Consider the following 25,629-nt stretch of genomic DNA (forward strand, 5'->3'; position numbering starts at 1 on the left):
GTGTTTCTTGGGTACTTCTTTGCACGAGCAAAGAAGTACCTCGCGGCGCGCTCGCGAGTGAGCGCTTGGCAGTATGCAGACCGAAGGCACGTAAACACCGGATGCCGAACTAGGACCAGCCTCAACAAGGCGAGTGTCAGGCGAGGAGCGACGCGAGGCGGTCCAGTGCTTCGCGCAAGCGTGACTCGCGCTGGGTGTAGGCGATGCGCAGGTAGCGCTGGCCCGCGCTGGGGCTGAAGTCCGTGCCCGGCGTGAGCGCCACGCCCGCCTCGTCGAGGATGCGTGCACAAAGCGCCTCGGAGTCGTCCCCGTGTGCCGTGCAGTCGGCGTAGATGTAGAACGCCCCGTCGGGGCGGGCCTGGACCTCGAGGCCCAGTGCCGGCAGGGCCTCCAGCAGCACGTTACGCCGCGTCTGCAGTTCGCGCACCTGGCGTTGCAGGATCTCCTCGGTCTCGGGGGCAAAGGCCTCGACTGCGGCCGTCTGCGCCATGGAGGCCGGGGCCACGAACAGGTTCTGCGCGATCCTGCGAACCGGGTCGATCCATGCCTCCGGGACCAACATCCACCCCAGCCGCCAGCCGGTCATCGCGAAGTATTTGGAAAAGCTGTTGATCACGATGACATCGGGATGGAAGGCCGCGGCACTGCGCTGCGGCTCGTCGAACAGGATCTGGCCGTAGATCTCGTCCACGATCACCAGACCGCCCCGCGCCCGCACGACGTCTACGATCGCCGCGAGACGATCGGCGGACAGCCGCGTACCGGTGGGGTTCGCGGGTGAGCCGAGCAGGATGGCCCGGGTCCGCTCGCCCCAGGCCTGCGCTACCGCCTCGGCCGTGGGCTGGAAGGCATGTTCGGCCGCTACCGACAGCCCAACCGGGACGGCCCCGCGCGCGGCGACAAACTGGCGGTTGCAGGCATAGCCCGGGTCTGGGAGCAGGACTTCCTCGCCGGGGTTTACTCCGGCGGCCAGCGCCAGCAGGATCGCGGCGGAGGCCCCGGCCGTGATCACGACGCGCTCGGGGTCGATGTCGGCCTGATGGCGGCGCCGGTAATCGGCCGCGAGGGCCTCGCGCAGTTCGCGGGTGCCATGCGCGGGGGTGTAGCGGGTATCACCGGCCGCCAGCGCCAGTTCCCCGGCGCGCAGCACCGCGGGAGGCGTGGGAAAGTCCGGTTCGCCCACCTCCAGGTGGATGATGTCGCGCCCGGCACGCTCGGCCGCCTGGGCGCGCGCCAGGATGTCCATCACCCGGAAGGGCTCGACCGCGCGGCCGAACGCGGACAGCGCAGGGGCGCCCGGCGCCTCCACGGATGTCCGGCTCGGATCAGCGCCGGACATGGCGCATCATGCGCTTTCGCTTGCGCTGCTGGCGGAGGGTGAGGATATTGCGACGCCCGGCGTACGGGTTGCGTCCGGAGCGAAACTCCATGCGCAGTGGTGTCCCGACCAGCCCCAGGTGTTTGCGGAAGAAGTTCTCCAGGTAGCGCTTGTAGCTCCCCGGCAGGGCATCCGTCTGGTTGCCGTGGATCACGATGACCGGGGGATTCTGTCCGCCCTGATGGGCATAGCGCAGCTTGATCCGGCGACCGCTGACCAGCGGTGGAGCATGCTCGGCGACTGCACTCTCCAGCAGGCGGGTCAGTTCGGGGGTAGAGACCTTGGCGAACGCACTGGTATGCGCCTCCTGCACGTCTTCGAGCAGGTGGCCCACATTGGTGCCATGCAGGGCGGAGATCAGCCGCAGCCGGGCGAAATTGACGAAGCCGAGGCGCCGGTCCAGGTCGTCGCGCACCCGCTCGCGTTCCTCCGGCGCCATACCGTCCCACTTGTTCACCGCGAGCACCAGCGCGCGACCGGAGTCGATCACCAGGCCCAGCAGGTGGGCATCCTGTTCCGACAGCCCGGCCTGGGCATCCATCACCATGATCACGACATGAGCGGCCTCGATCGCCTGCAACGTCTTGATCACGCTGAACTTCTCGATGGTCTCGTGCACACGCGCCCGCCGCCGCACCCCCGCGGTGTCGATCAGGGTGTAATCCTGTCCGTCGCGCGAGAACGGGACAAAGATCGAGTCACGGGTCGTGCCGGCGACGTCCGTGGCCACCACGCGGTCGTCACCGAGGATACGATTGACCAGCGTGGACTTGCCGACATTCGGGCGCCCGACAATGGCCACGCGGATGCCGGGCCAGTCGTCCAGCGCGGCCTGCTGAGAGGCCTCGTCCAGCCCGTCCTCCGCGGCCTCCTCCCCTGCTCCCTCGGCCGCTTCGGACTCGCGCCGTTCGGCGGCCACGGCCCGCCGGACCTTCTGCATCAGGCCCTTGATGCCGCGACCATGGGCGGCGGCGATCGACGTGATCTCGCCCATGCCCAGGGTATAGAACTCGGCGCTCACAGCATCGGCATCCAGGCCGTCGGTCTTGTTCACCACGACCCGGGCCTTGACCCCGGCCGAGCGCAGCTGGTCGGCAATCGCCTGGTCCTGAGGGGTCAGGCCATCGCGCGCATCCACCAGGAACAGGACATGATCCGCCTCCGCGACGGCGCGCCGGGTCTGCTCGGCCATCGCGCGGTCCATCTCGGCGCCCTCGCCCGACAGACCACCGGTATCCACCACCAGGTAGGGGAAGTCGCCGACCTTGCCGATGCCGTACTGGCGATCGCGGGTGAGGCCCGCAACATCGGCGACGAGCGCATCACGCGAGCGCGTGAGCTGGTTGAACAGGGTCGACTTGCCGACATTCGGCCGGCCAACCAGGGCAATGACAGGGATCATCAGGCAACGCTACCGCAACCGCAGGATCCGGGGGTATGTGCCAGCGACGCTCATTCCCCGGAGTCCAGACGCGGATTGACCGCGGTGAGCCGACCGTTGTCGGTCACCACGTAGAGGATGTCGTCCACCAGCACGGGGCGGGTCACGACCGCGCCGGAACTCGCCCGCAGACGCGCCACGATGCGCCCGTCCTCCAGGTGGAACCAGTGCAGGTAGCCTTCGTAATCCCCGACGATGGCGTAGTCACCGACCACGACCGGGGCGGTGACGCCGCGCAGGCGTAGCTGGTCGCTCTGCCAGAGATCGGCGCCATTGCGCGGGTCCACCCCCCACAGGTGGCTCTCGGCATCGGTGACCGCGAGGACGTTCGCCTCGTTCGTCACGTCCCCACCCTGATAGGACGAAAAGTCGCGGGCCCAGAAGATCTCGCCCGAGTCCAGGTCGATGGCGGCCAGGCGCCCCTGATACCCGGATGCGATCGCCGCACCCTGGTAGATCGGCATGTAGCCGTCGACATCGACCATGCGCTCCACTTCCGAACGCCCGGTCGGGATGCCGAGGGTGGTCTCCCACAGCACGTTGCCGCGCTCCCGCCCGAGCATCACCACACGGCCGTTATCGAAGCCCGTGAGCACGCGTCCGGCTGTCATCTGAGGCCGGTGCGCACCGCGCAGGCTCAGCGAGGGCGTGGTCCGCAGCGCGGTCCATTGCGTGGCCCCGGAGGCCGCATCGAGGGCATGCACGCGACCATCGTTGGTGCGTGCAATCACCACCCCCGAGGCGACATCCGAGACCGCCACGACCTCGCTGGACAGACGCGAGCGCCAGCGCTCGCCATCGCCCTGCAGATCCACCGCTATGGCCTCGCCCTCCAGGGTGCCGATCACGGCGATCTCGTCGCCCACACCGACACCCGCCGACACCCGGGCGTCGTCCAGGCGCAGCCGCCAGCGCTGGCTTCCGCTCTCGGGGTTCATCCCCGAGACGCGGCCATCGGCATCCACCATCACCAGCATGTCGTCCGCCACCCCCGGATAGACCTGCCAGAGAAAGCGTTCACCACCGCTCCCGACCGAACGCGACCACAGCTGTTCCGGCTGCGCCTCCGCCTCGAAATCGGGCAGGTCGGCCGGGGGCTCCGTGGTATCGCGTTGCCACAGGCCACAGGCACTCAGCGACAGCATGAGCGCACCGGCAATCAGCAGGCGCATGGCAGTCTTCGTCGGGGCAGGCACGGACATGGAACAGTAATCCTTTAGGCGGAGAGCTCTTCGTACTTCAGGCTCAGGTATTCGGGTGTGTGGCCATGGTCGAGCGCTTCGCGATAGCGCTCGCGGGCCCGGTCGAGATCCCCGCGCGCCCGCGCGAGGTCGCCTTCCAGTTCCAGGCGCAAGCCACGAAAGGCATCGCGGCGCACGTCGTCGAGGGCCGATTGGGCATCATCATACTGCTCCGCCAGAATCATCTGGCGCGCCATGCGCAGGGTGAGCAGTTCCCGGTAGCCCCGATCCGGCGCGGCATCACGAGCGGCGCTCAGGGCCTCGATCGCCCCCTCGTGGTCGCTCTCGGAAACCGCCAGGTCGGCACGGAACACCCAGGCCAGCGAGCGGTACGGTGTTCCCCGGCCCTGCTCGATCAACTGGTCAGCCAGCTCCATCGCACGGGCATTATCGCCGGCCTGCGCCGCGCCCTGCATGGCGATATACATGTCGGAGGCGCCGGCCGCGCGCTCTTCCTGGTGACCGCTCCACCAGTTCCAGCCGATCAGGCCAGCGACGCCCAGCACCAGGCCGGCGATAATGGCGATCGCATTGTCCGACCACCACTGTTTGATGCGCTCGGCTTTTTCTTCGTCGGTGAGGTAACTCATGGTCCTCTCGATTCTCTAGTTTCGATACGTACTGAACGCGCGTCAGGCGTCGATAGCGTGCAGGGCCTGCTCCAAATGGCGCGCCAGCCCCTCGCGCGGTACGGTACTTTGTTCAGCTCCGGGCGATCTTAACGGCTTCACCGTCACGGTGCCCGCGGCGTGTTCGTCAGTTCCGAGCACCAGGGCAAAATGCGCACCCAGGCGATCCGCCCGTTTCATCTGTGACTTGAAGCTGCCGCCCCCGCAGTGCTGGACCAGCCGCAGCCCGGGCAGTTCGCTGCGCAGCAGCTCGGCCAGCGCCAGCGCCGACCCCACCATTTCGTCACCGCCCACGACCAGGTAGGCATCCGGCCCTGGCGGCTGCGGTGCGTCTTCCCGGGCCTCCAGCAGCGCGACCAGGCGCTCCAGCCCCATGGCCATGCCAATAGCCGGGGTGCCACGTCCACCCAGCTGCTCCACCAGGCCGTCATAACGGCCGCCGGCGCAGACCGTGCCCTGGGCCCCCAGGTCGTCCGTGATCCACTCGAACACGGTGTGCGTATAGTAGTCCAGACCACGTACCAGACGCGGGTTGTGGACGTATTCGATACCCAGCACGTCCAGATGCGACCGCAGGGCGTCGAAATGCGCGCGCGATTCGTCGTCCAGGTGGTCCATCAGGCTGGGCGCGTTCGCGACCACCGCGCGCGTCTCCGGGTGCTTGCTGTCCAGAATGCGCATCGGGTTGTCGTGCAGCCGCCGCAGCGCCTCTTCGTCCAGCGAATCGCGGTGCTGCTCCAGGTAGGCGATCAGCTGTTCCCGATACTGCGCGCGACTCGCGGGCGTGCCCAGGGTATTCAGCTCGAGACGGACATTGTCCAGGCCCAGCATCTGCCAGAGCCGCGCGGTCATGGCGATCATCTCGGCGTCTACATCCGGGCCCTGGAGGCCGAACACCTCCACCCCGACCTGGTGGAACTGGCGATAGCGGCCCTTCTGCGGACGCTCGTGGCGGAACATCGGCCCCAGGTACCAGAGCCGCTGGACCTGATTGTGCAGCAGGCCGTGCTGAATGCCGGCGCGCACGCAGGAGGCCGTCGCCTCTGGCCGCAGACTCAGGCTGTCGCCATTGCGGTCCTCGAAGGTGTACATCTCCTTTTCGACAATATCCGTGACATCGCCGATGGAGCGCTTGAACAGTTCCGTTGCCTCGACCACCGGCATGCGGATCTCCTGGTACCCGTAGCGGCCCAGCAGGTCGCGCAGGCGGTCTTCCAGGTGCTGCCAGACATGGATCGACTCGGGCAGGATGTCATGCATCCCGCGGATGGACTTGATTGCTTTCATGTTGCCTTTGTGGATTCGGGACCGTTCACGCCGCCTAGGGAAACACTGATCAATGTAGACACTCGCTGCTTCGTCGCTCTTGCGTGCGAACAAGGCGCGGTGCGCAGCCGGTAGTGGTTCTACCGGCAAGCGGCGCAACGCAGGATCGGGGAACCTGGGGCGCCAACGCGAGCGTGTACATTGATCGGTGTTTCCCTAGCACGTGGACGGAGTCGAAAAAATCAGGGTTCGAGGTCGAAACGCGCGGTGCGGTCCCCGCGGATGTGCGACTCGAGATCGAAGGGCTCGTCATCCAGGGTCAGCTCGACCCCCTGGGCATTCCCCAGCACCACGCGCCCGGGCAATGTCAGCTCCAGTTCCTCGCGATCGCCTCCGCTCAGCACGCCGGTGAAGACGACCTCGTCGTCGGCATCGCGAATCTCGACCCAGGAGGTCTCGCTGACATCCAGCACCAGCCGGCTCATGCCCTCGCGTTCGGCCTCGCCGGCATCGGATTCCGCCGTTTCCTCCTCCTGTTCTGCGGAAGGCCTGGTCTCGCCCGTCAGAAGGGCCATGTCCGAAACCGGGCCGGGATCCTCGGCCACCTCATGCGCTTCGACGTCATCCGTCGCCGCGTCCTCCGAAGGTACCGGCTCGGTCAGGGTGTCCATCACGGGTTCCGGATCCCGTTCTGCATCCGCCTCGCTGGCCTCGCTCCCGGCTTCGGCTTCGGCCGGTGCCTCGGCCTCGGGTTCCGCCTCCTCGATCAGCGCTGGCGGAGCACCCAATTCATCGTCGGTGGTCGCGGGCGCTGCGTCCTGAGACACAGCCGCTGGATCGTCTTCCGTCCACCCCAGGGACGGAAACGACGGTGTCCCGCCTCCGCGCTCCGTCCAGGCGTACACCCCCAGCCCCAGCAGCCCCAGCAGTAGCAGGAAGGTCAGCCAGTACGGCGCGCTGGAACGCCGCCGTCCCCTGGAACGCGCGGAAGCAGTCGCCACCGCACGCAGCTCCGGCTCCGTCAGCCCGTGGCTCTCGAATGCCCGTAGCCAGGGATCGGCATTCACCCCGAGCTCGCGCGCACAGGCCCGCAGGTAGCCCCGAACATACGCCGGCGCCATATGGTCGAACCGGTTCGCCTCCAGATCCTCCAGTGTGCCCCGGCCAAGGTGGATCCGGTGCGCCAGCGTGGCGGTATCCAGACCGGCGGCCTCGCGCGCCCGGCGCAGGCTGTTGCCGGGCTCGCCTTCGCCGCTCTCGGGATCGGGAGGCGGAGGCTGGTCACGGGTTGTCAGACCACCCGCAGGAGGCACATCCGACGCGCCATGCGGATCATCATCCGTGGTACGCAGCGGCTCCATCTCGGAAACGGAATCGTCGACTTCGTCGACCCGGCCCAGGCCCGGCTCCTTGTCGTCACGCGGCTCAGCCACCATTACGCTCCATGTCTTCCAGGCGGACCAGCTCCATGCTGTCCGGATACTGACGGCGGAGGCGTTCCGCACAATCGTCCGCCGCCCGACGATTGCCGAGCGCCATCTCCGCCTGATAGCACAGGAACAGCGTCTCGGAATTCTCCACGCCCAGCCCTTCCAGGCGCTGGAGGAATGCCCGGGTCTGCATCGGGCGGTCGTCTCCGTAGGTCAGGCTGGCCATTTCCAGAAGGGCCCGCGGATACTGCGGGTTGATGCGCAGCGCCTCGCGGAGCTTCTCTTCCGCGCGCTCGCTGTCGCCGGCATCGGAGAAGCACACCCCGGAGTTCATCAGGGCAATCTCGCGCTGGTCGTAGTCCGGGTTGTCGATCGCCTTGGCGAACAGCTCCTGTGCCTCGTCAAAGGCCTCGCGCCGGCACAACAGTGCCCCGAGGCTCGTTTGCACATACGGGTTGCCATCGTCGCGCCGGAGCGCCCGCCGATAGTGTTCCTCCGCCCGGTCATACGCACCGCGGCGCTCGTAGACGTTCGCCATGCCCAGATTGGCGAGCGGATGGTTGGCGTCAAATTCCAGTGCCCGCTTCAGGTTGCGCTCGGCCTGGTCGACTTCGCCCTCGCGCAGGTACCCGATGCCCAGTTCGGCATTGACCTCCGCCGCTTCTGCACGCTCCCCGGTCACCTCGCGCTCCGCCATCGCGGCACAGCCGCCGAGGGCCACCCCCAGCACCAGCACAGCCAACGGGCGCCCCCATCGCCGCCCCATCAAGAGGCCCTCCGCGGCCGCTCAGGCAATTCGGCGTGCAGACGAATCATGCGCATCCCCCGGTTAGTACGGTCCTCCACCTGCCCCACCAGCTGTCCGCAGGCCGCGTCGATGTCGTCCCCGCGCGTACGTCGCACCGTGGTGACGTAGCCCGCCTTTTGCAGCTGACGCTCGAAACGCTCGATATCCGCTTCGGCGGGGCGGTCGAAGGGCGCACCGGGAAACGGATTGAACGGGATCAGGTTGATCTTGCCCGGGATGCCCCGCAGCACGCCCGCGAGCTGATTGGCATGTTCGGGGCGATCATTCACGCCAGCCAGCAGCACGTATTCAAACGTGACACCGCTGTGGGCGCCCGTCGCCTCGACATAGCGCCGACAGCTCTCCATCAGGCGCGCGATCGGGTACTTGCGGTTGATGGGGACCAGACGGTCACGCAGCGCGTCGTTCGGGGCATGCAGGCTGACCGCCAGGGCCACATCGGTGTCCTCGCTGAGGCGGTCCAGCGCCGGCACCAGTCCGGAGGTCGACAGCGTCACCCGGCGACGGCTGAGGCCATAGGCATTGTCGTCGGTCATCAGCTGGCAGGCAGCGACCACGGCATCGTAGTTGGCCAGGGGCTCGCCCATGCCCATCAACACCACATTGCTGACCGCGCGGGGACGGCCCTCAGGGGCCGGCAGACGCTGCATCGCCAGCCAGACCTGGCCGATGATCTCGGCGGCCGTCAGGTTGCGATTGAAGCCCTGCTGGGCGGTCGAACAGAAGGTACAGTCCAGCGCGCAACCGACCTGCGAGGAGATGCACAGGGTGCCGCGTCCGGATTCGGGGATGAAGACGGTCTCGATCGCGTTGCCATCCGCCAGACGCAGCACCCATTTCACGGTACCGTCGCCAGAGGCCTTCTCCAGCGCGATCTCGGGCAGGGCAACCTCGGTTTCGCGCGACAGGCGCTCGCGCAGCTTGCGCGATACGTCCGTCATCGCGTCGAAGTCCGTGACCCCGCGCTGATGCATCCACTTGACGAGCTGCGTGGCACGGAAACGCGGCTCACCCCACTGCGCCAGCAGCTCGGTGAGCTGGCTGCGACTGTAACCCAGCAGATTCAGAGGTGTAGAGGTTTCCGCTGCCATGCTCGCGACCGGTTGAAAACACCCCCTAGTGTACTGTGCATGGGGGATGCCTGCCTACGGGGCCCGCAAAAGGCGCCGCGGCAGACGAAAAGGGCGCGGGCAGGACGATCCGCGCCCTTCCCGAACCGGTGCTTAACGGGTACGCGGGCAAACGCCGTCGTTGCCGAAGAAGAACTCGATCTCGCGCGCGGCGGTTTCCGCGGCATCCGAGCCATGGACGGCGTTCTCGTCGATGGAGGTCGCGAAGTCCGCACGGATCGTGCCCGGCGCCGCTTCCTTCGGATTGGTGGCACCCATGATTTCGCGGTTCTTGGCAATGGCGTCCTCGCCTTCGAGCACCTGCACCATCACCGGGCCGGAGATCATGAACTCCACCAGATCGTTGAAGAACGGGCGCTCCTTGTGCACGTCATAGAAGCCCTCGGCCTGTTCGCGGCTCAGATGCATCATGCGCGCGGCAACGATCTGCAGCCCGGCTTTTTCAAAGCGGCTGTAGATCTCGCCGATCACATTCTTGGAAACGGCATCCGGCTTGATGATGGACAGGGTACGTTCTGCGGCCATGCTGGCTCTCCTGACTAAGGTTGAAAAAACGGGGGCGATCCTGCTTCGCAAACGCGAGAACCCGCCAGACGGCGGGCTCCAGAGAGGCCCCGGCTAACGCGGGCGCCAGGCAGGAACAGCGTGCGGCGCGTAGTGTAGGCAAACTCGCGCCCGCATGCACGCGCCACCCGCATCAGGCGTGCGCCGGCTTGCGGAACTCCACCTGCTTCCAGTAGCCGAACAGACTGGCCGGGGCCACCATCGCCGGCTCCTGCCCGGTCACGTTCACGAAGTCCTCGAACTCCATATCCGGCCGGAAGCCGACCGCGCGCGACAATGGCCGCAGGCAGCGCTCGAACCCCCGCAGTAGCCACTGCTGCGACGCGAAGTGGTTGATCACCAGGATCTGCCCGCCCGGACGGCAGACGCGCCACATCTCGGCAAACAACCGATCAGGGTTGGGCACCACAGTGGCAACGTACATCGCGACAACCGCGTCGAAGCTCCCGTCGGCAAATCCGAGCTTCTCGGCGTCCATCTCGCACAGGCCCGAGACCGCAGGCAGGCCGCCATTGAGGCGGCCACGCGCCACCTCCAGCATCTCGCGCGAGACGTCGATCCCGACGATCTCGCAGTCGTCCGGATAGTCCGGCAGCGAGAGCCCGGTGCCCACGCCCACCTCGAGCACGCGTTTGCCGGACAGCGGCGCCAGGGTCTCCTGGGCGCGCTCGCGTCCGGTCGCAAACACGCGTCCGAAGGTGGCGTCGTAGTGCCGGGCGTAGCGCTTGTAGCTCTTGCGGATACTGACCAGATCCATGCCGTTACGTCCCGAATACCGATGGCCGGGCGCCCGTGGGCGCCCGCAGCGTGACAGGGCCCAGATCAGGCCTCGGACTCGACCGCCTTCATGCTCAGGCGGATACGCCCCTGCTTGTCCACTTCCAGCACCTTCACGGTGACCGAATCGCCCTCGGAAAGGAAGTCCGCCACGTTCTCCACCCGCTCATCGGAGATCTGCGAGATATGCACCAGACCGTCGCGGCCCGGCAGAATGGAGACAAACGCCCCGAAATCCATGATCTTCGCGACCTTTCCGGTGTACTGACGCCCGACCTCGATATCGGCGGTCAGCTCCTCGATGCGGCGCTTGGCCTCGAGACCCGCGGCCTGATCGGTGGAGGCGACTTTGACGGTACCGTCGTCCTGGATGTCGATCGTCGCACCGGTCTCCTCGGTCAGGGCGCGGATCGTGGCCCCGCCCTTGCCGATCACGTCACGGATCTTGTCCGGGTTGATCTTCATGGTGATAAAGCGTGGCGCGTGCGAAGACATCTCCTCGCGGTGGCTCGGCAGCACCTCGTTCATGCACCCGAGGATATGCATCCGGCCCTCGCGCGCCTGCGCCAACGCCTGTTCCATGATCTCGCGGGTGATCCCGTCGATCTTGATGTCCATCTGCAGCGCGGTCACGCCGTTGCTGGTACCGGCCACCTTGAAATCCATGTCGCCGAGATGGTCCTCGTCACCGAGGATGTCCGACAGCACGGCAAATCGATCGCCTTCCTTGATCAGGCCCATCGCAATCCCCGCGACCGGGGCCTTCAGCGGCACGCCGGCATCCATCAGCGCCAGCGAGGTACCGCAAACAGACGCCATGGAGCTGGAGCCATTCGACTCGGTGATCTCGGAGACCACGCGCACGACATAGGGAAAGTCTTCGGCCGTCGGCATCACCGCCGCCACACCCCGCTTGGCCAGACGGCCATGCCCGATCTCGCGGCGCTTGGGCGAGCCGACGAAACCGGTCTCGCCGGTGCAGTAGGGCGGGAAGTTGTAGTGCAGCATGAAGCGGTCACGGCGCTCGCCCTCGATCGCGTCGATCACCTGGGCATCGCGGTCCGTGCCCAGCGTGGCCACGACCAGGGCCTGGGTCTCGCCGCGCGTGAACACCGCCGAACCGTGCGCACGCGGCAGCACGCCGTTCTGGACACTGATCGGGCGCACGGTCTTGTTGTCGCGCCCGTCGATGCGCGGGTTGCCATCCAGGATGCGGTCGCGCACCAGGCGGTACTCGAGATCGTGGAATGCCGTCTTCACGTCTTCCGCACTCGGCCCGGACTCGTCTTCGCTGGCGATCGCCTCGACGGCCTGGTTGCGCAGCTCGCTGATGCGCTGGGTGCGCGCCTGCTTCTCGGCGATCTGGTACGCCTCGACGAGGTCGTGACCCACGGCCTCCTTGACGCGGTCCTCCAGCGACGCCTCGGACGGCGGTGCCTGCCAGTCCCAGGCCGGCTTTCCGGCCTCCGCGGCCAGTTCCTTGATCGCCTGGATCGCGGCTTGCATCTGCTCGTGGCCGAACATCACCGCGCCGAGCATCACTTCCTCGGAGAGCTCGCTGGCCTCCGATTCGACCATCAGCACGGCCTGTTCCGTACCCGCCACGACCAGGTCGAGGTCGGACTCTTCCAGGGCGCTGTAGGTCGGGTTCAGCAGATATTCGCCGGCCCGATAGCCGACCCGCGCGGCACCGATCGGGCCTGCGAACGGGACGCCGGACAAGGCCAGTGCGGCCGAGGCCCCCAGCAGCGCCGGAATATCCGGATCGACATCCGGATTGATCGACATGACCGTGGCCACGATCTGGGTCTCGTTCTTGAAGCCCTCGGGGAACAGCGGGCGGATCGGGCGATCGATCAGGCGCGAAGTCAGGGTTTCCTTCTCGTTCGGACGCCCTTCGCGCTTGAAGAAGCCGCCCGGGATCTTGCCGGCGGCGTAGGTCCGCTCCTGATAATTCACGGTCAGGGGGAAGAAGTCGCGGCCGGGATCGGCCTCCTTGCGCGCGACGGCGGTCACCAGGACCACGGTCTCGGCCATGTTGACGAGGACGGCGCCACTGGCCTGGCGGGCGATATCACCGGTCTCGAAGGTGACGGTATGGTTTCCGTACTGGAACGACTTCTTGTGTGCCACGTTATATCCCGTTTCCCGTAATGCGTGCATCGGTCTTGCTTGCGACGGGCCGGCCAGCGCCCCTGCGTGGCCGCCCCTGAAACTGAACGGGCCCGCACCAGTGGCGCGGGCCCGTTGTGCCTGCCTTAGCGGCGCAGGCCAAGCTCCTGAACCAGGGCCTGGTAACGGTCCTGGTCATTGCGCTTGAGGTAGGTCAGCAGCTTGCGCCGCTGGCTGACCATCTTCAGCAGCCCGCGACGCGAGTGGTGATCCTGCTTGTGCTTTTCGAAATGCCCCATCAGATGCTGGATGCGGGCGGTGAGCAGCGCGACCTGGACTTCCGGCGAACCGGTGTCGTTGGCATCGCGCTTGTGCTTCTCGACGATGGCCGATTTTTCTTCGGTAGTGAGCGACATGTAAACCTGACTCCTGAGAATTCTGAACCGTTAACCGACCAGTGGCGCTGGCGATAGGCGCGCAATGTTAGCACGACACACAGGCCTTGAATAGGAAGAATCCCGGCCCCTTCAGGGGGCCGAAACAAACAGGCGACGGGGCCGGACCCGGCCGTCCGGTTCGCGCACGCCCACCGCCAGGAACCCACCCTCGGCGTCATACACCCGCACCAGCGGCCAGCCGGTTTCGGGATCCACAGGCGCATCCTTCGCGCCCGGCGCGTACAACTCGATCGCCTCGGCACTCGCCGCATGGCCGTGCCGCATGGCCGCGCTGGCCTGCGCGTCCAGGCTTACGCTGGGCCAGTGCGTCAACGCCGCTTCTGGGGGCTGCAGCATGGCCTCGATCGCGGCCGCGCCCCCGGTCTCGAAGGCGGCCTCGACCTGCTCCATCGTGACCATCGCGGCGGCCTCGAACGGACCGTGCCCGACCCGCCGCAGGCTGTCGACCGCCGCCCCGCAACCCAGCGCATGCCCGATGTCGGCCACCAGGGAGCGGACATAGGTGCCCTTGCTGCAGCGCACATCGATACGCAATCGGTCGGGAGCAACAGGCTCGATCGACAGGGCATGGATCTGCACCGGCCGCGGAGGACGCTCGACCTCCACCCCCTTGCGCGCCAGCTCGTAGAGCCGTTGGCCGTCGTGCTTGAGGGCCGAGACCATCGGCGGCACCTGCTCCTGTGCCCCGCTGAACTGCCGTTCCAGCGCCCACAGCTGCTCCGGCTCGATGGCCGGCACCGGCGCCTCGCGGATCACCTCGCCATCGAGATCCGCACTGTCGGTCTCGATGCCCAGCCGAGCCTCGGCGATGTAGTGCTTGTCAGCGTCCAGCAGCCAGCCCGACACCTTGGTCGCCTGACCGAAACACAACGGCAAAAGGCCGGTCGCACGCGGGTCCAACGCCCCGGTATGACCGGCCTTCTTGGCCTGCAACAGGTACTTCACGCGCCCCAGGACCTGGGTAGAACTCGGCCCGCGGGGCTTGTCCAGCAGCAGAATACCGTCGACCTCGCGACGAATGCGCGCCATCAAGGGTACCGCCGGGATCAGGCCCCGCGGCCCGGGCCCTGCGGGTCCTCGGCCCCGCCCTGGTTATCGCTCCCGGGTCCCTCGGCGTCCTCGTGGTGGGCACGATCCTCGGCCAGGGCCTGGTCGATCAGGGAGGACATGCGGGCCCCGCGCTCCGGTGTGTCGTCATAGACAAACCGCAACTGGGGCACACTGCGCAGCCGCATGCGCTGACCGAGTGCACGACGCAGAAATCCGGCCGCGTGATTCAGCCCCTGCTGTGCCTCGAGCCCCTTCTCCTCGCCGCCCAGCTGGGTGAAGAACACCTTCGCATGGGCGAGGTCCCGCGAGACCTCGACATCCGCCAGCGTGATCATGCCCACGCGCGGGTCCTTGACCTCCAGACGGATCAGTTCCGCCAGCTCGCGCTGGATCTGGTCCCCGACCCGGTCGGAACGATGGAAGTCGCGATTGCCGGGCATCAGAGCGTCCGGGCCACCTCGACGCGCTGGAAGACCTCGATCTGGTCACCGGCCTTCACGTCGTTGTAGTTCTTCACCGCGATACCGCACTCGGTACCGGCCTTGACCTCGTTCACGTCATCCTTGAAGCGACGCAGGCTCTCCAGCTCGCCCTCGTAGATCACCACGTTGTCGCGCAGCACGCGGATCGGGTTGCCCCGCTTGACCGCACCCTCGACCACCAGACAGCCGGCGACCTGACCAAAGCCGGAGGCCTTGAACACATCGCGCACCTCGGCGAGGCCCACGACCTCTTCGCGGATCTCGGCCGACAGCAGACCCGACAGCGCCTGCTTCACGTCGTCAATCGCCTCGTAGATGACCGAGTAGTAGCGCACATCGATGTCGTTCTCGGCAGCCAGACGCTTGGCGCCAGCATCGGCACGCACGTTGAACGCAATCACGATCGCCTCGGAGGCCATCGCCAGGTTCAGGTCGGACTCGGAGATCCCGCCGACCCCGGCGGAGACCACCTTCACGCGCACCTCGTCGGTGGACAGCTTGATCAGCGACTCGCGCAGGGCCTCGGCCGAGCCCTGAACATCCGCCTTGATCAGGATGTTCACCGTGGCGATCTCGCCTTCCTGCATCTGGTTGAAGATATTCTCCAGCTTGGCGGCCTGCTGCGCGGCCAGCTTGCGCTCGCGCTGTTTGGCGTCACGGTGCTCGGCGACCTCACGGGCGGTCTTGTCGTCCGCAACCACCAGCACCTCGTCTCCGGCCTCCGGCACGCCGGACAGACCCAGCACCTCGACCGGCATGGACGGACCGATCTCCTTCACCGACTTTCCGGTGTCGTCGAACATTGCCCGGACGCGACCGTATTCCTTGCCCGAGAGCAGGATATCGCCATGCTTCAGCTTGCCGGACTGGACCAGGATGGTCGCCACCGGGCCACGCCCCTTGTCCAGGCGCGACTCGATCACCACGCCACGCGCGGGTCCCTCGTCCGGGGCCTTCAGTTCCATCACCTCGGCCTGCAGGCCCAGGGCCTCCAGCAGCTGGTCGATGCCCTCGCCGGTATGAGCGGAAACGTTGATGAACTGCGTATCGCCGCCCCAAGCCTCGGGGATCACCTCGTGCTGGGCGAGGTCGTTCATCACCCGCTCGGGCTCGGCCTCCGGCTTGTCGATCTTGTTGACCGCGACCACGATCGGGACGCCCGCCGCCTTCGCGTGCTGGATCGCCTCGAGCGTCTGCGGCATCACGCCGTCGTCCGCCGCGACCACCAGGATCACGATGTCGGTGGACTGCGCGCCACGGGCACGCATCGCGGTAAACGCCGCATGCCCCGGAGTATCCAGGAAGGTCACGCCGTCGTGGCCATTGTCCACGTGGTAGGCACCGATGTGCTGGGTAATACCCCCAGCCTCGCCGGAGGCGACCTTCTCCTTGCGGATGTAGTCCAGCAGCGAGGTCTTGCCGTGATCGACGTGACCCATCACGGTGACGACCGGCGGGCGCGCCTTGGCCTCTGCCGTCTGCTCCAGACCGGTGTCAATCTCGTCCTCAACCGAGGTCTCCTTCGCGGCGACCGGCGTGTGGCCCATCTCCTCGACCACCAGCATCGCGGTGTCCTGGTCGATGGACTGGTTGATGGTCGCCATCACGCCCATACCCATCAGGGCCTTGATCAGCTGTGGCGCCTTGATCGCCATCGCCTGGGCCAGCTCGGAGACCGTGATCGTCTCCGGCACCTCGACCTCGCGGACAACCGGTGCGGTCGGCTTGGCAAAGCCATGCTTGCTGGCAACGGCCTGCGCGGCGGCGGACTGCGCCTTGCGGCCCTCGCCCTTCTTGCGCCGACCACGACGATCGCCAGCGACATGCAGCTCTTTGCGGTCGTCCTTGCGCGTCTTGCGACCCTTGCCCGCGCCGGCCGCGGTCTTGCCGGCTTCGGCCTCGGCGGCGGCCTGACGCTGGGCAGCCTCGCGCTCGAGACGTGCCTGTTCTTCTTTCTCGCGCTTGGCCTCCTGGGCCTCCAGCTCCTTCTGGCGGCGCTTCTGACGCTCGCCGCGCTCGACCTCTTCCTGCTTGCGAGCCTCCAGCGCCTTGCGCTGGGCCTCCCGTTCGGCCTCGACCTGCAGGGCCAGCTGCTCGGTCCGGCTCAACGGGCGTTTTGGCTTGGCCGGGGCCGGCTCGGGTTCGGGCTCGGCCTCGGGTTCAGGCGCTTCGGCCTCTTCGCTGGCCTCAGCCTCAACCGGTTCTTCAGGGGCGGCCTCGGCTTCAGGGGCGGCAGGCTCCTCGACCTCGACTTCCTCCGGCTTGGGCTCCTCGGCCACCGGCTCGGCCGGCACTTCCTTCGGAGTCGGGGTCGGTTCGGCGCTCGGCTCGGGGGTCGGCGCGGCTTCCGTCTCGGCCGGGGCCTCGGCTGGCTCCTCGACCGGCTTGCGCTTGATCGTGCGCTTCTTGCGCACCTCGACGTTCACCGTCTTGGAGCGTCCGGGCCCGGAGCTGACCTTCAGGGTCTGGGCCTGGGAGCGGCGCTTGAGCGTCACGCGCCCGCCTTCGCTCTCGCCATGCGACTGCCGGAGGTGATCGAGCAGCTTGCGCTTCTCGGCATCGGTAATCGCCGCTTCCGGGCCATCCACCTCGACGCCCGCCTCCTTGAGCTGCTCCATGAGGCGGTCCACCGGCTTGCCAACCGATTCCGCGAATTGCTGAACTGTCATTTGCGCCATGGCGCCTTACCTCCATTCCATATTCTTTTCAGGCCAGCCGAAGGCCTGCCACACGGGGTTCGCGATCCGTTCGTCCGGGGCTCAATCCCCGGTTTCGAACCACGGGGCGCGCGCCGTCATGATCAGCTCGGACGCCTCTTCCGTGCTCAATCCAGTCATTTCGACCACGTCGTCGGCTGCCTGCTCCGCGAGGTCCTCCATGGTGCAGACACCATGCGAGGCCAGCTTGTTGGCCACACCCTGGGTCATGCCGTCCATGCTCAGCAGGTCCTCGGCGGGCTGGTAGTTCTCGCCGCCCGCGATCGCGCGGGTCAACAGGGCGTCGCTGGCACGGTTGCGCAGCTCCGCCACGATATCCTCGTCGAACTCCTCGATCGCCAGCAGTTCGGCCTCTTCGACATAGGCCACCTCGTCCAGCGTGCTGAAGCCCTCCTGCACCAGGATGCCGGCCACTTCCTCGTCGACGTCCAGCGCCTCCATGAAGAAGGTGACCAGCTGCTGTGCCTCGGCCTCGCTCTTCTCGGCCGCCTGCTCCTCGGTCATCACGTTCAGTTCCCAGCCGGTCAGCTGGGAGGCCAGACGGATATTCTGCCCGCCGCGGCCGATGGCCAGGGAGAGTTTGTCTTCTTCGACCGCGATGTCCATCGACTGCTTGTCCTCGTCGACCACGATCGACAGGACCTCGGCCGGGGACATCGCGTTGATCACGAACTGGGCCGGATTCTCGTCCCAGACGATGATGTCGATGCGCTCGCCGGCCAGCTCGTTGGACACCGACTGCACACGCGAACCGCGCATGCCGACGCAGGCGCCGACCGGATCCAGGCGCGGGTCGTTGGAGCGCACCGCGATCTTCGCGCGCTGGCCCGGGTCGCGCGCCGCACCCATGATGTCGATAATCTCCTGCCCGACCTCCGGCACCTCGAGCTTGAACAGCTCGATCAGGAACTCCGGCACGGTACGGCTCAGAATCAACTGCGGCCCGCGCGCGTCGGGACGGATCTCCTTGAGATAGCCGCGCAGGCGGTCATTGGTACGTACCGTCTCGCGCGGGATCATGTGCTCGCGCGGGATCAGTGCCTCCGCGTTGTTGCCGAGATCCACGTAGGTGCCGTTGCGGTCGGTGCGCTTGACGATCCCCATCACCAGCGTGCCCACGCGGTCCTGGTATTCCTCGACCACCTTGGCGCGTTCGGCCTCGCGCACCTTCTGCACGATGACCTGCTTCGCGGTCTGCGCGGCGATCCGGCCGAAATCCACGGCCTCCACGGGCTCCTCGATCACGTCACCGATCTGTGCCTCGGGGTTCTTCTGCTGCGCATACGACAGGAGGATCTGGTACTCCGGCGATTCGAACTCGGGGTCCTCGTCATCGACCACGGTCCAGCGACGGAAGGCCTCGTAGTCACCTTCCTCACGGTCGATGCTCACGCGCACGTCCATCTTGCCGCCGTGATACTTGCGGGTCGCCATGGCCAGCGCCGATTCCAGGGCATCGAAGATAATGTCTTTCTCGACACCCTTCTCGTTCGCCACGGCATCCGCGACCAGCAGGATCTCCTTGTTCATCTCTTGTCTCTCCGCACCTCGGCGGTTGCCCGCCGATTCAACAAAAACCGTACGCCGGTCTACAGCTGTTCCAGGACCCGCGCATTGTGGATAGCGTTCAACGGCAGCTCGTAGCCCATGCCGTCGACCTCGACTTCGATCATCTCCTCGTCCACGCCGATCAGCGTGCCGCGATAGTTCCGCCGACCGTGCTCCGGCCAGCTCAACCGCACCTTCACCGGGTGACCGATATAGCCCCGGTACTGATCGGGCGTGAACAGCGGCCGCTCGATGCCCGGACTGGATACTTCCAGGGTGTAGTTGCCCCGGATGGCCTGTTCGACCTCGAGCACCGCGCCGGCCTGTTCGCTCACCAGCGCGCAGTCATCCACCGTCACCCCCTCCGGGCTGTCGATGTAGATGCGCAGCATCACCGGCTTGGAACCGGGGTGATACTCCAGCCCCCAGAACACAAACCCCTGCCCCTCGACCACCGGGGCCAGCAATGCCTTCAGTTGTTCGGCCTTTTCCGCCACCTGATTCCACCCGGAACGATTCGCGCAATGGCCCTTTCCCGGGCCCGGAAACAAAAAAAGGGCGATAAACGCCCCTCGAACACCTCAGCGATGACCGCAGCCAGTCGTGCCGACTGCTTGGCGCGCGGGAGCGCAGCCCGGCAAGACCGCCACAACGGACCTGCCTAACAAAAAGGCCCCATATGGGGCCTCTCTGAAAATTGGTAGCGGGGGCAGGATTTGAACCTGCGACCTTCGGGTTATGAGCCCGACGAGCTGCCAGACTGCTCCACCCCGCATCCGAGACGCAAAACTATAACAAAGAGGGTTGAGACCTGCAAGGATAAATGCGAGTTTTTTCCGGCTCCAGCGACCTCTCGCGCTCCTCGTCGAGTCCCTTACCGCGAGCGGTGCGCACGGCTCCTCAGATGCTGCTTGAGGTCGTAGCGCCAGATGTATCCCGGCAGCGCGAACACGGCGAACATCGACAGGGTAATCACGTAGAACTCCCAGCCCTGCGCATGGATACCACCGGTCGCCTGGTACTCCAGGCCCTTGCCGATCAGCCCCACCAGGAAATAGAGCCCGACCCATTCGAAGATCCGGGTCCAGGGGCCCTTCACGCCGCTGGCCGGCAGGACCATCAGGCCGATGCGCTCGGTCAGCCAGGGCAGGTTCGCCGAAATAAAGGCGACAACGACAAAACCCCAGACCAGAACTTCAAACGGAATCCACTGTGTCACGACTTAGCCCATGATTGCGTAGTGGGTGACAGACAACAGCAGGCCCGGAAAAATTCCAAGAAGCAGCACTGCCAGCCCGTTAATACTGAGCGCGGTGGCCAGCGCGCCGGAGGGCTGGACGGGCTCCTGCGCGTCTTCGCGCGGGTCGTCGAAGAACATCATCTTGACCACACGCAGGTAGTAGAAGGCCCCGATGATCGAGAAGATCACGGCGACCACCGCCAGCCAGACCAGATCCGCGCCCACCGCGGCCTGGATCACCGCGAGCTTGGCGTAGAAGCCGACCGTCGGCGGCACCCCGGCCATCGAGAACATCAGCAGAAGCATGATGAATGCAAACCAGGGGTTGCGCTTGGCCAGGCCCTTGAAGTCGTCGATCTGATCGGCCTCAAAGCCCTTGCGCGACAAGAACACGATCATGCCGAAGCCACCGGCCGCGGTAATCGCGTAGACGATCACGTAGAACATCGCCGAGGCATAGCCGCTGTCGGTACCGGCCAGGATGCCCATGAACACGAAGCCGACATGGGCGATGGTCGAGTAGGCGAGCATGCGCTTGATGCTGGTCTGCGCGATCGCGATCACGTTGCCCACCGCCAGCGACAGCACGGCCAGGATCACGAACATGCCCTGCCAGTCGGCATGCATCGGGCCCATACCCTCCACCAGCAGGCGCATCAGGAAGGCGAACGCGGCGATCTTCGGAGCAGTGGCAATGAACAGCGTGACTGCCGTCGGTGCCCCGTCGTAGACATCCGGTACCCACATGTGGAACGGCACCGCCCCCAGCTTGAACGCGATCGCGACCACCAGGAACACCAGACCGAAGACCAGCGGGATGTTCAGCGTTTCATCGGCCGCCACCAGTTCGGCGGCAATGACCGCGATATCCAGCGAGCCGGTCATGCCATAGATCATCGACATGCCGTAGAGCAGCAGACCGGAGGCCAGCGCGCCCAGCACGAAGTACTTCATCGCCGCCTCGGTCGCGCGGGTGTTGTCGCGCCAGAACGCGACCAGCGCATAGGACGACAGCGACAGCAGCTCCAGACCCAGGTACAGCGTCAGCAGGTTGTGCCCGGAGATCATGATCATCATCCCGAGCACGGCGAACAGGCCGAGGATGTAGAACTCGCCCTTGTGGATCCCGCGCTCCATCAGGTACGGACGCGCATACAGGAACACCAGGAAGCTGGTCACGTAGACCGCAACCTTCAGGATGTCCGCCATCGGATCCTTCACGAAGCTGTCCGAGAAGGTCAGCACCGTCTCCGGACCCATCATCCACAGGGTCAGACCGGCGGCCGCGACCAAGGTCGCCTGCACCAGGCCGTAGGTGATGTCGCGCCGCGAATCCGGCAGGAACGCGTCGATCACCAGGATCAGGCACGCCATCCCGAGCACGAACATCTCGGGCACGGCGGGGAGGAAGTTGGGGATCTCGAAAGTCATGTCAGGCGTCCGTTCAGAGCTTCGAGTGCGCGATATGCGCCACGAGGTGGTCGATGGTCGCGTTCATCACATCCAGCAGCGGCGCCGGCCATACACCCAGCAGCAGGGTGAAGAAGGCCAGCACGCCCATCAGGAAGAACTCGCGGCGGTTCATGTCGGACAGACTGGCCACGTTGTCGTTGGCCACCGCGCCGAAGATCACGCGCTTGACCAGCCACAGGGTGTAGCCCGCGGCCAGGATCAGCGTGGTCGCGGCCAGGAAGGCGATCCAGAAGTCCGCCTTGAACGCCGCCAGGATGACCATGAACTCGCCGACGAAGCCGGAGGTGCCCGGCAGGCCGGTGTTGGCCATCGCGAACAGCACGAAGAACGCGGCGAACCAGGGCATGGTGTTCACCACACCGCCATAGTCCGAGATCTGCCGGCTGTGCAGGCGGTCGTACAGCACGCCGACCGCGAGGAACATCGCCGCGGAGATAAAGCCGTGCGAGATCATCTGCACCATGCCGCCGGCGATACCCAGCGAGGCGCCTTCCCAGTCACCGGTATTGCGGTAGATGTAGAAGGCGAGGAAGAAGCCCAGCGTCACAAAGCCCATGTGCGCGATCGACGAATAGGCGATCAGCTTTTTCATGTCGCTCTGGATCAGGGCGACCAGGCCGATGTACACGATCGCGATCAGCGACAGCACGATCATCAGCGTATCCAGCACCGCCGAGGCATCCGGCGTGATCGGCAGCGAGAAGCGCAGGAAGCCGTAGCCCCCGATCTTCAGCATGATCGCGGCCAGGATCACCGAGCCGCCGGTCGGTGCCTCTACGTGCGCATCCGGCAGCCAGGTATGCACCGGGAACATCGGGATCTTCACCGCGAACGCCATGAAGAAGGCGAGGAAGATCAGTATCTGCGCGGTCATGCCGATCTGCAGGGCATGGAAGTCCTGGATCAGGAAGCTGCCGGACTGGATGTACATCCAGATCAGCGCGACCAGCATGAACACCGAGCCCAGGAAGGTATAGAGGAAGAACTTGATGGTCGCGTAGACGCGCCGCGGACCGCCCCAGATCCCGATCACCAGGAACATCGGAATCAGCATCGCCTCGAAGAACACGTAGAACAGCACCGCGTCCATCGCCGCGAACATGCCGATCATCAGGCCTTCCATCACCAGCATCGCCGACATGTAATAGGCAATGCGGTCCTTCACCGACTCCCAGGCGGCAATGATCACGATCACGGTGATCAGCGTGGTCAGCAGGATCAGCGGCATGGAGATGCCGTCCACGCCCAGGTGGTAGTTCACGTTGAACGCCGGGATCCACGAGGCCAGTTCCTGGAACTGCATCTCCGCGGTACCGCGCTCGAACGCGAACCACAGCGGCAGGCTGGCCACAAAGGTCGCCACGGCCACCGCGAGCCCGAGCCGCCGCGCCACATGGGGCGCATCGCGCCCGGCGGCAAGCACCAGGAAGCCGCCGAGAATCGGCAGCCAGATCAACAGACTCAAGATAGGCCAGTCAGCAAACATGGTCGTTCCTTGAAACAGCGATGGGCTTCGAGCGCATGGGTGTCGAAGCCGCTCAGATGACGAAGGCGAACATCAGGACCAGCAGGCCGATGATCATCACGAACGCGTAGTGGTAGAGGAAACCGGACTGCATGTGGCGGATGCGCGCCGAGATCCAGCCGACCGAGCGCGCCGTGCCGTTGACCAGCAGCCCGTCGATGATCAGCGCGTCCCCGTAGCGCCACAGCGCGCGGCCCAGGCGAACAGTCCCGCCCGCGAAGAACCAGTCATTGAAGCGGTCGAAGCCATACTTGTCCTCGAGGATGCGCACGCCCAGCTTCAGCCGTTCGGCGATCACGCCCGGCAGTTCGGGCCGCTTCATGTACAGGTACCAGGCCGTGCCCAGACCCGCCATCGCCAGCCAGAACGCAGGCAGCATCAGGCCATGCAGCACGAACGCGATCACGCCGGTGTAGGTCTCGCCCTTGGTCGCCAGCACGTCCTGCTCCGGCAGCACGAACAGACTGTCGGCAAAGAAGTCGCCGAACAGCATCGGACCGATGAAGTAGCCGGCCACCACCGAAGGGATTGCCAGCAAAATCAGAGGCACCGTCACCACCCACGGAGACTCCTTCGGGTGCAGCGGGCCATGGTCGTGATGATCATCGTCCTCGTCGCCGTGATCCGGCATGTACTTGTGCGCCTGGTCGTAGCGCTCCTCGCCGTGGAAGACGAGGAAGAACATGCGGAAGGTGTACAGCGCGGTCACGAACACCCCGGCGAGCACCAGCCAGTAGGCAAAGGTGGCTCCCGGGATCTCGGAGTAGCCAACCGCCTCGATGATCGCGTCCTTGGAGAAGAACCCGGAGAAGAACGGGAAGCCGATCAGTGCCAGCGAGCCGATCAGCGCGGTCACGTAGGTGATCGGCATGTGCCGCCGCAGCCCGCCCATCGCGCGCATGTCCTGCAGGTGGTGCATCGCGATGATTACCGAGCCCGCGGCCAGGAACAGCAGCGCCTTGAAGAAGGCATGCGTCATCAGGTGGAACAGTCCAGCGGCATAGGCGGAGGCGCCCAGCGCGACGGTCATGTAGCCCAGCTGCGACAGCGTCGAGTACGCCACCACGCGCTTGATGTCGTTCTGGACCAGCCCGATCAGACCCATGAAGAACGCCGTGATCGCCCCGATGATCAGGATCATCGACAGTGCCGGGACGGAGAACTCGTACAGCGGCGACATGCGCGCCACCATGAAGATGCCCGCGGTCACCATGGTCGCCGCGTGGATCAGCGCGGAGATCGGGGTCGGGCCTTCCATGGAGTCCGGCAGCCAGACGTGCAGCGGCACCTGGGCGGACTTGCCCATCGCGCCGATGAACAGGAAGATCAGCGCCAGGTCCAGCAGGCCGAAGGTCCAGCCCGGCCAGATGGTGATGGTCGCATCACGCATGGACTCCGCTTCGGCGAACACCTCGGTGTAGTTCAGGCTGCCGGCATAGAACACCAGCGCGGCGATCCCGATCAGGAAGCCGAAGTCCCCCACGCGGTTGACGATAAACGCCTTCATGTTGGCGTAGGTCGCGGTCGGACGCTTGTACCAGAAACCGATCAGCAGGTAGGAAACCAGCCCCACGGCCTCCCAGCCAAAGAACAGCTGCATGAAGTTGTTCGCCATCACCAGCATCAGCATGGAGAAGGTGAACAGCGAGATGTAGGCGAAGAAGCGCTGGTAGCCCGGATCGTCCTTCATGTAGCCAATGGTGTAGATGTGCACCATCAGCGAGACGAAGGTGACGACCAGCATCATCAGCGCGGTCAGGTTATCGACCAGGAACCCGACCTCGAACTGGATCCCGTCGGAGACCATCCAGGTGTAGACGGTCTCGTTATAGACCCCGGCGTCACCGAAGACGTGCGCCCAGAAGACCACCACGGACAGGATGAACGAGATCGCCACCCCGAGGATGGTGACGCTGTGCGCCCCGGCCCGGCCGATCTGGCGGCCGAACAGGCCGGCGATGATCGCGCCGAACAGCGGCGCCAGGACGATAAGTAGATAGATCGTATCCATGGCCCGTTATCCCTTCATTGCGTCCAGATCCTGGACGTTGATGGTTCCGCGATTACGGAACAGCAACACCAGGATGGCGAGGCCGATGGCCGCCTCGGCCGCGGCGACGGTCAGGATGAAAAACACGAACACCTGGCCCGCGAGGTCCTGCAGGAAGAACGAAAAGGCAATGAAGTTGATGTTCACCGCGAGCAGCATCAGCTCGATGCACATCAACAGCACGATCACGTTTTTCCGGTTCAGGAAGATCCCGGCCACACTGATCGAAAACAACAGCGCGGCCAGCACCAGGTAGTGCTCTAGCGTAATCATGTTCTAGCCCTGAGTTCTTTCGAGGGCGAAATCCGCC

22 protein-coding genes and 1 tRNA gene are annotated in these 25,629 nt (G+C 65.7%); all 23 read right to left on the reverse strand.

Annotated elements, in window-relative coordinates:
- Nucleotides 1-136: 136 nt before the first annotated feature.
- Entirely contained in the window at nt 137-1,339 is a 1,203-nt protein-coding gene (locus G372_RS0102950; RefSeq protein ID WP_019623569.1) for an aminotransferase class I/II-fold pyridoxal phosphate-dependent enzyme, read from the reverse strand.
- Nucleotides 1,326-2,780, reverse strand: coding sequence for a ribosome biogenesis GTPase Der (gene der, locus G372_RS0102955; RefSeq protein ID WP_019623570.1), 1,455 nt, complete (start codon nt 2,778-2,780; stop codon nt 1,326-1,328). The genes G372_RS0102950 and der overlap by 14 nt, the downstream gene beginning before the upstream one ends.
- Nucleotides 2,781-2,830: 50 nt before the next feature.
- On the reverse strand, nt 2,831-4,021 hold the full coding sequence (gene bamB / locus G372_RS0102960) for an outer membrane protein assembly factor BamB (protein WP_020008821.1): 1,191 nt from the start codon (nt 4,019-4,021) through the stop codon (nt 2,831-2,833).
- A gap of 14 nt (nt 4,022-4,035) precedes the next feature.
- On the reverse strand, nt 4,036-4,650 hold the full coding sequence (locus tag G372_RS0102965; RefSeq protein ID WP_018864995.1) for a YfgM family protein: 615 nt from the start codon (nt 4,648-4,650) through the stop codon (nt 4,036-4,038).
- Nucleotides 4,651-4,692: 42 nt separating this feature from the next.
- Entirely contained in the window at nt 4,693-5,976 is a 1,284-nt protein-coding gene (gene hisS, locus G372_RS0102970) for a histidine--tRNA ligase (RefSeq protein WP_019623571.1), read from the reverse strand.
- Nucleotides 5,977-6,197: 221 nt separating this feature from the next.
- The gene (locus G372_RS0102975; protein ID WP_019623572.1) at nt 6,198-7,391 is read right to left on the reverse strand and encodes a helix-turn-helix domain-containing protein; all 1,194 of its coding nucleotides are present in this window, start codon (nt 7,389-7,391) and stop codon (nt 6,198-6,200) included.
- On the reverse strand, nt 7,381-8,151 hold the full coding sequence (pilW, locus tag G372_RS0102980; RefSeq protein WP_018864992.1) for a type IV pilus biogenesis/stability protein PilW: 771 nt from the start codon (nt 8,149-8,151) through the stop codon (nt 7,381-7,383). Before pilW ends, G372_RS0102975 begins: the two co-directional genes overlap by 11 nt.
- On the reverse strand, nt 8,151-9,284 hold the full coding sequence (rlmN, locus tag G372_RS0102985) for a dual-specificity RNA methyltransferase RlmN (protein ID WP_019623573.1): 1,134 nt from the start codon (nt 9,282-9,284) through the stop codon (nt 8,151-8,153). Before rlmN ends, pilW begins: the two co-directional genes overlap by 1 nt.
- Before the next feature lie 132 nt (nt 9,285-9,416).
- Nucleotides 9,417-9,848: a nucleoside-diphosphate kinase gene (gene ndk, locus G372_RS0102990; RefSeq protein ID WP_018864990.1), complete on the reverse strand. Its 432-nt coding sequence runs from the start codon at nt 9,846-9,848 to the stop codon at nt 9,417-9,419.
- A gap of 172 nt (nt 9,849-10,020) precedes the next feature.
- Nucleotides 10,021-10,644, reverse strand: a complete 624-nt coding sequence (locus G372_RS0102995) for a class I SAM-dependent methyltransferase (RefSeq protein WP_018864989.1) — start codon at nt 10,642-10,644, stop codon at nt 10,021-10,023.
- Between the two features lie 65 nt (nt 10,645-10,709).
- Nucleotides 10,710-12,797, reverse strand: a complete 2,088-nt coding sequence (gene pnp, locus G372_RS0103000; protein ID WP_019623574.1) for a polyribonucleotide nucleotidyltransferase — start codon at nt 12,795-12,797, stop codon at nt 10,710-10,712.
- Between the two features lie 125 nt (nt 12,798-12,922).
- Nucleotides 12,923-13,192, reverse strand: a complete 270-nt coding sequence (gene rpsO / locus G372_RS0103005; protein WP_012982141.1) for a 30S ribosomal protein S15 — start codon at nt 13,190-13,192, stop codon at nt 12,923-12,925.
- Between the two features lie 111 nt (nt 13,193-13,303).
- Nucleotides 13,304-14,263: a tRNA pseudouridine(55) synthase TruB gene (truB, locus tag G372_RS0103010; RefSeq protein WP_019623575.1), complete on the reverse strand. Its 960-nt coding sequence runs from the start codon at nt 14,261-14,263 to the stop codon at nt 13,304-13,306.
- Between the two features lie 17 nt (nt 14,264-14,280).
- Nucleotides 14,281-14,724, reverse strand: a complete 444-nt coding sequence (rbfA, locus tag G372_RS0103015; RefSeq protein WP_019623576.1) for a 30S ribosome-binding factor RbfA — start codon at nt 14,722-14,724, stop codon at nt 14,281-14,283.
- Nucleotides 14,724-17,444, reverse strand: coding sequence for a translation initiation factor IF-2 (infB, locus tag G372_RS0103020; RefSeq protein WP_026340316.1), 2,721 nt, complete (start codon nt 17,442-17,444; stop codon nt 14,724-14,726). Before infB ends, rbfA begins: the two co-directional genes overlap by 1 nt.
- Before the next feature lie 81 nt (nt 17,445-17,525).
- On the reverse strand, nt 17,526-19,013 hold the full coding sequence (nusA, locus tag G372_RS0103025) for a transcription termination factor NusA (RefSeq protein WP_019623578.1): 1,488 nt from the start codon (nt 19,011-19,013) through the stop codon (nt 17,526-17,528).
- Nucleotides 19,014-19,072: 59 nt separating this feature from the next.
- Complete coding sequence (rimP, locus tag G372_RS0103030; RefSeq protein ID WP_018864983.1) at nt 19,073-19,528, reverse strand: ribosome maturation factor RimP; 456 nt, start codon at nt 19,526-19,528, stop codon at nt 19,073-19,075.
- A gap of 201 nt (nt 19,529-19,729) precedes the next feature.
- A tRNA-Met gene (locus tag G372_RS0103035) sits at nt 19,730-19,806 on the reverse strand.
- Between the two features lie 99 nt (nt 19,807-19,905).
- Nucleotides 19,906-20,250 carry a DUF2818 family protein gene (locus G372_RS0103040; protein ID WP_018864982.1) on the reverse strand — a complete coding sequence of 115 codons (345 nt, stop codon included), beginning with the start codon at nt 20,248-20,250 and terminating at the stop codon, nt 19,906-19,908.
- A gap of 3 nt (nt 20,251-20,253) precedes the next feature.
- On the reverse strand, nt 20,254-21,702 hold the full coding sequence (gene nuoN / locus G372_RS0103045; RefSeq protein WP_019623579.1) for an NADH-quinone oxidoreductase subunit NuoN: 1,449 nt from the start codon (nt 21,700-21,702) through the stop codon (nt 20,254-20,256).
- 13 nt (nt 21,703-21,715) lie between these two features.
- On the reverse strand, nt 21,716-23,230 hold the full coding sequence (locus G372_RS0103050) for an NADH-quinone oxidoreductase subunit M (protein ID WP_018864980.1): 1,515 nt from the start codon (nt 23,228-23,230) through the stop codon (nt 21,716-21,718).
- A gap of 52 nt (nt 23,231-23,282) precedes the next feature.
- On the reverse strand, nt 23,283-25,280 hold the full coding sequence (nuoL, locus tag G372_RS0103055; protein ID WP_018864979.1) for an NADH-quinone oxidoreductase subunit L: 1,998 nt from the start codon (nt 25,278-25,280) through the stop codon (nt 23,283-23,285).
- A gap of 6 nt (nt 25,281-25,286) precedes the next feature.
- On the reverse strand, nt 25,287-25,592 hold the full coding sequence (gene nuoK / locus G372_RS0103060) for an NADH-quinone oxidoreductase subunit NuoK (RefSeq protein WP_012982131.1): 306 nt from the start codon (nt 25,590-25,592) through the stop codon (nt 25,287-25,289).
- Between the last annotated feature and the right edge of the window lie 37 nt (nt 25,593-25,629).

The organism is Thioalkalivibrio thiocyanoxidans ARh2 (assembly GCF_000385215.1).
In the GTDB taxonomy this organism is placed as follows: domain Bacteria; phylum Pseudomonadota; class Gammaproteobacteria; order Ectothiorhodospirales; family Ectothiorhodospiraceae; genus Thioalkalivibrio; species Thioalkalivibrio thiocyanoxidans.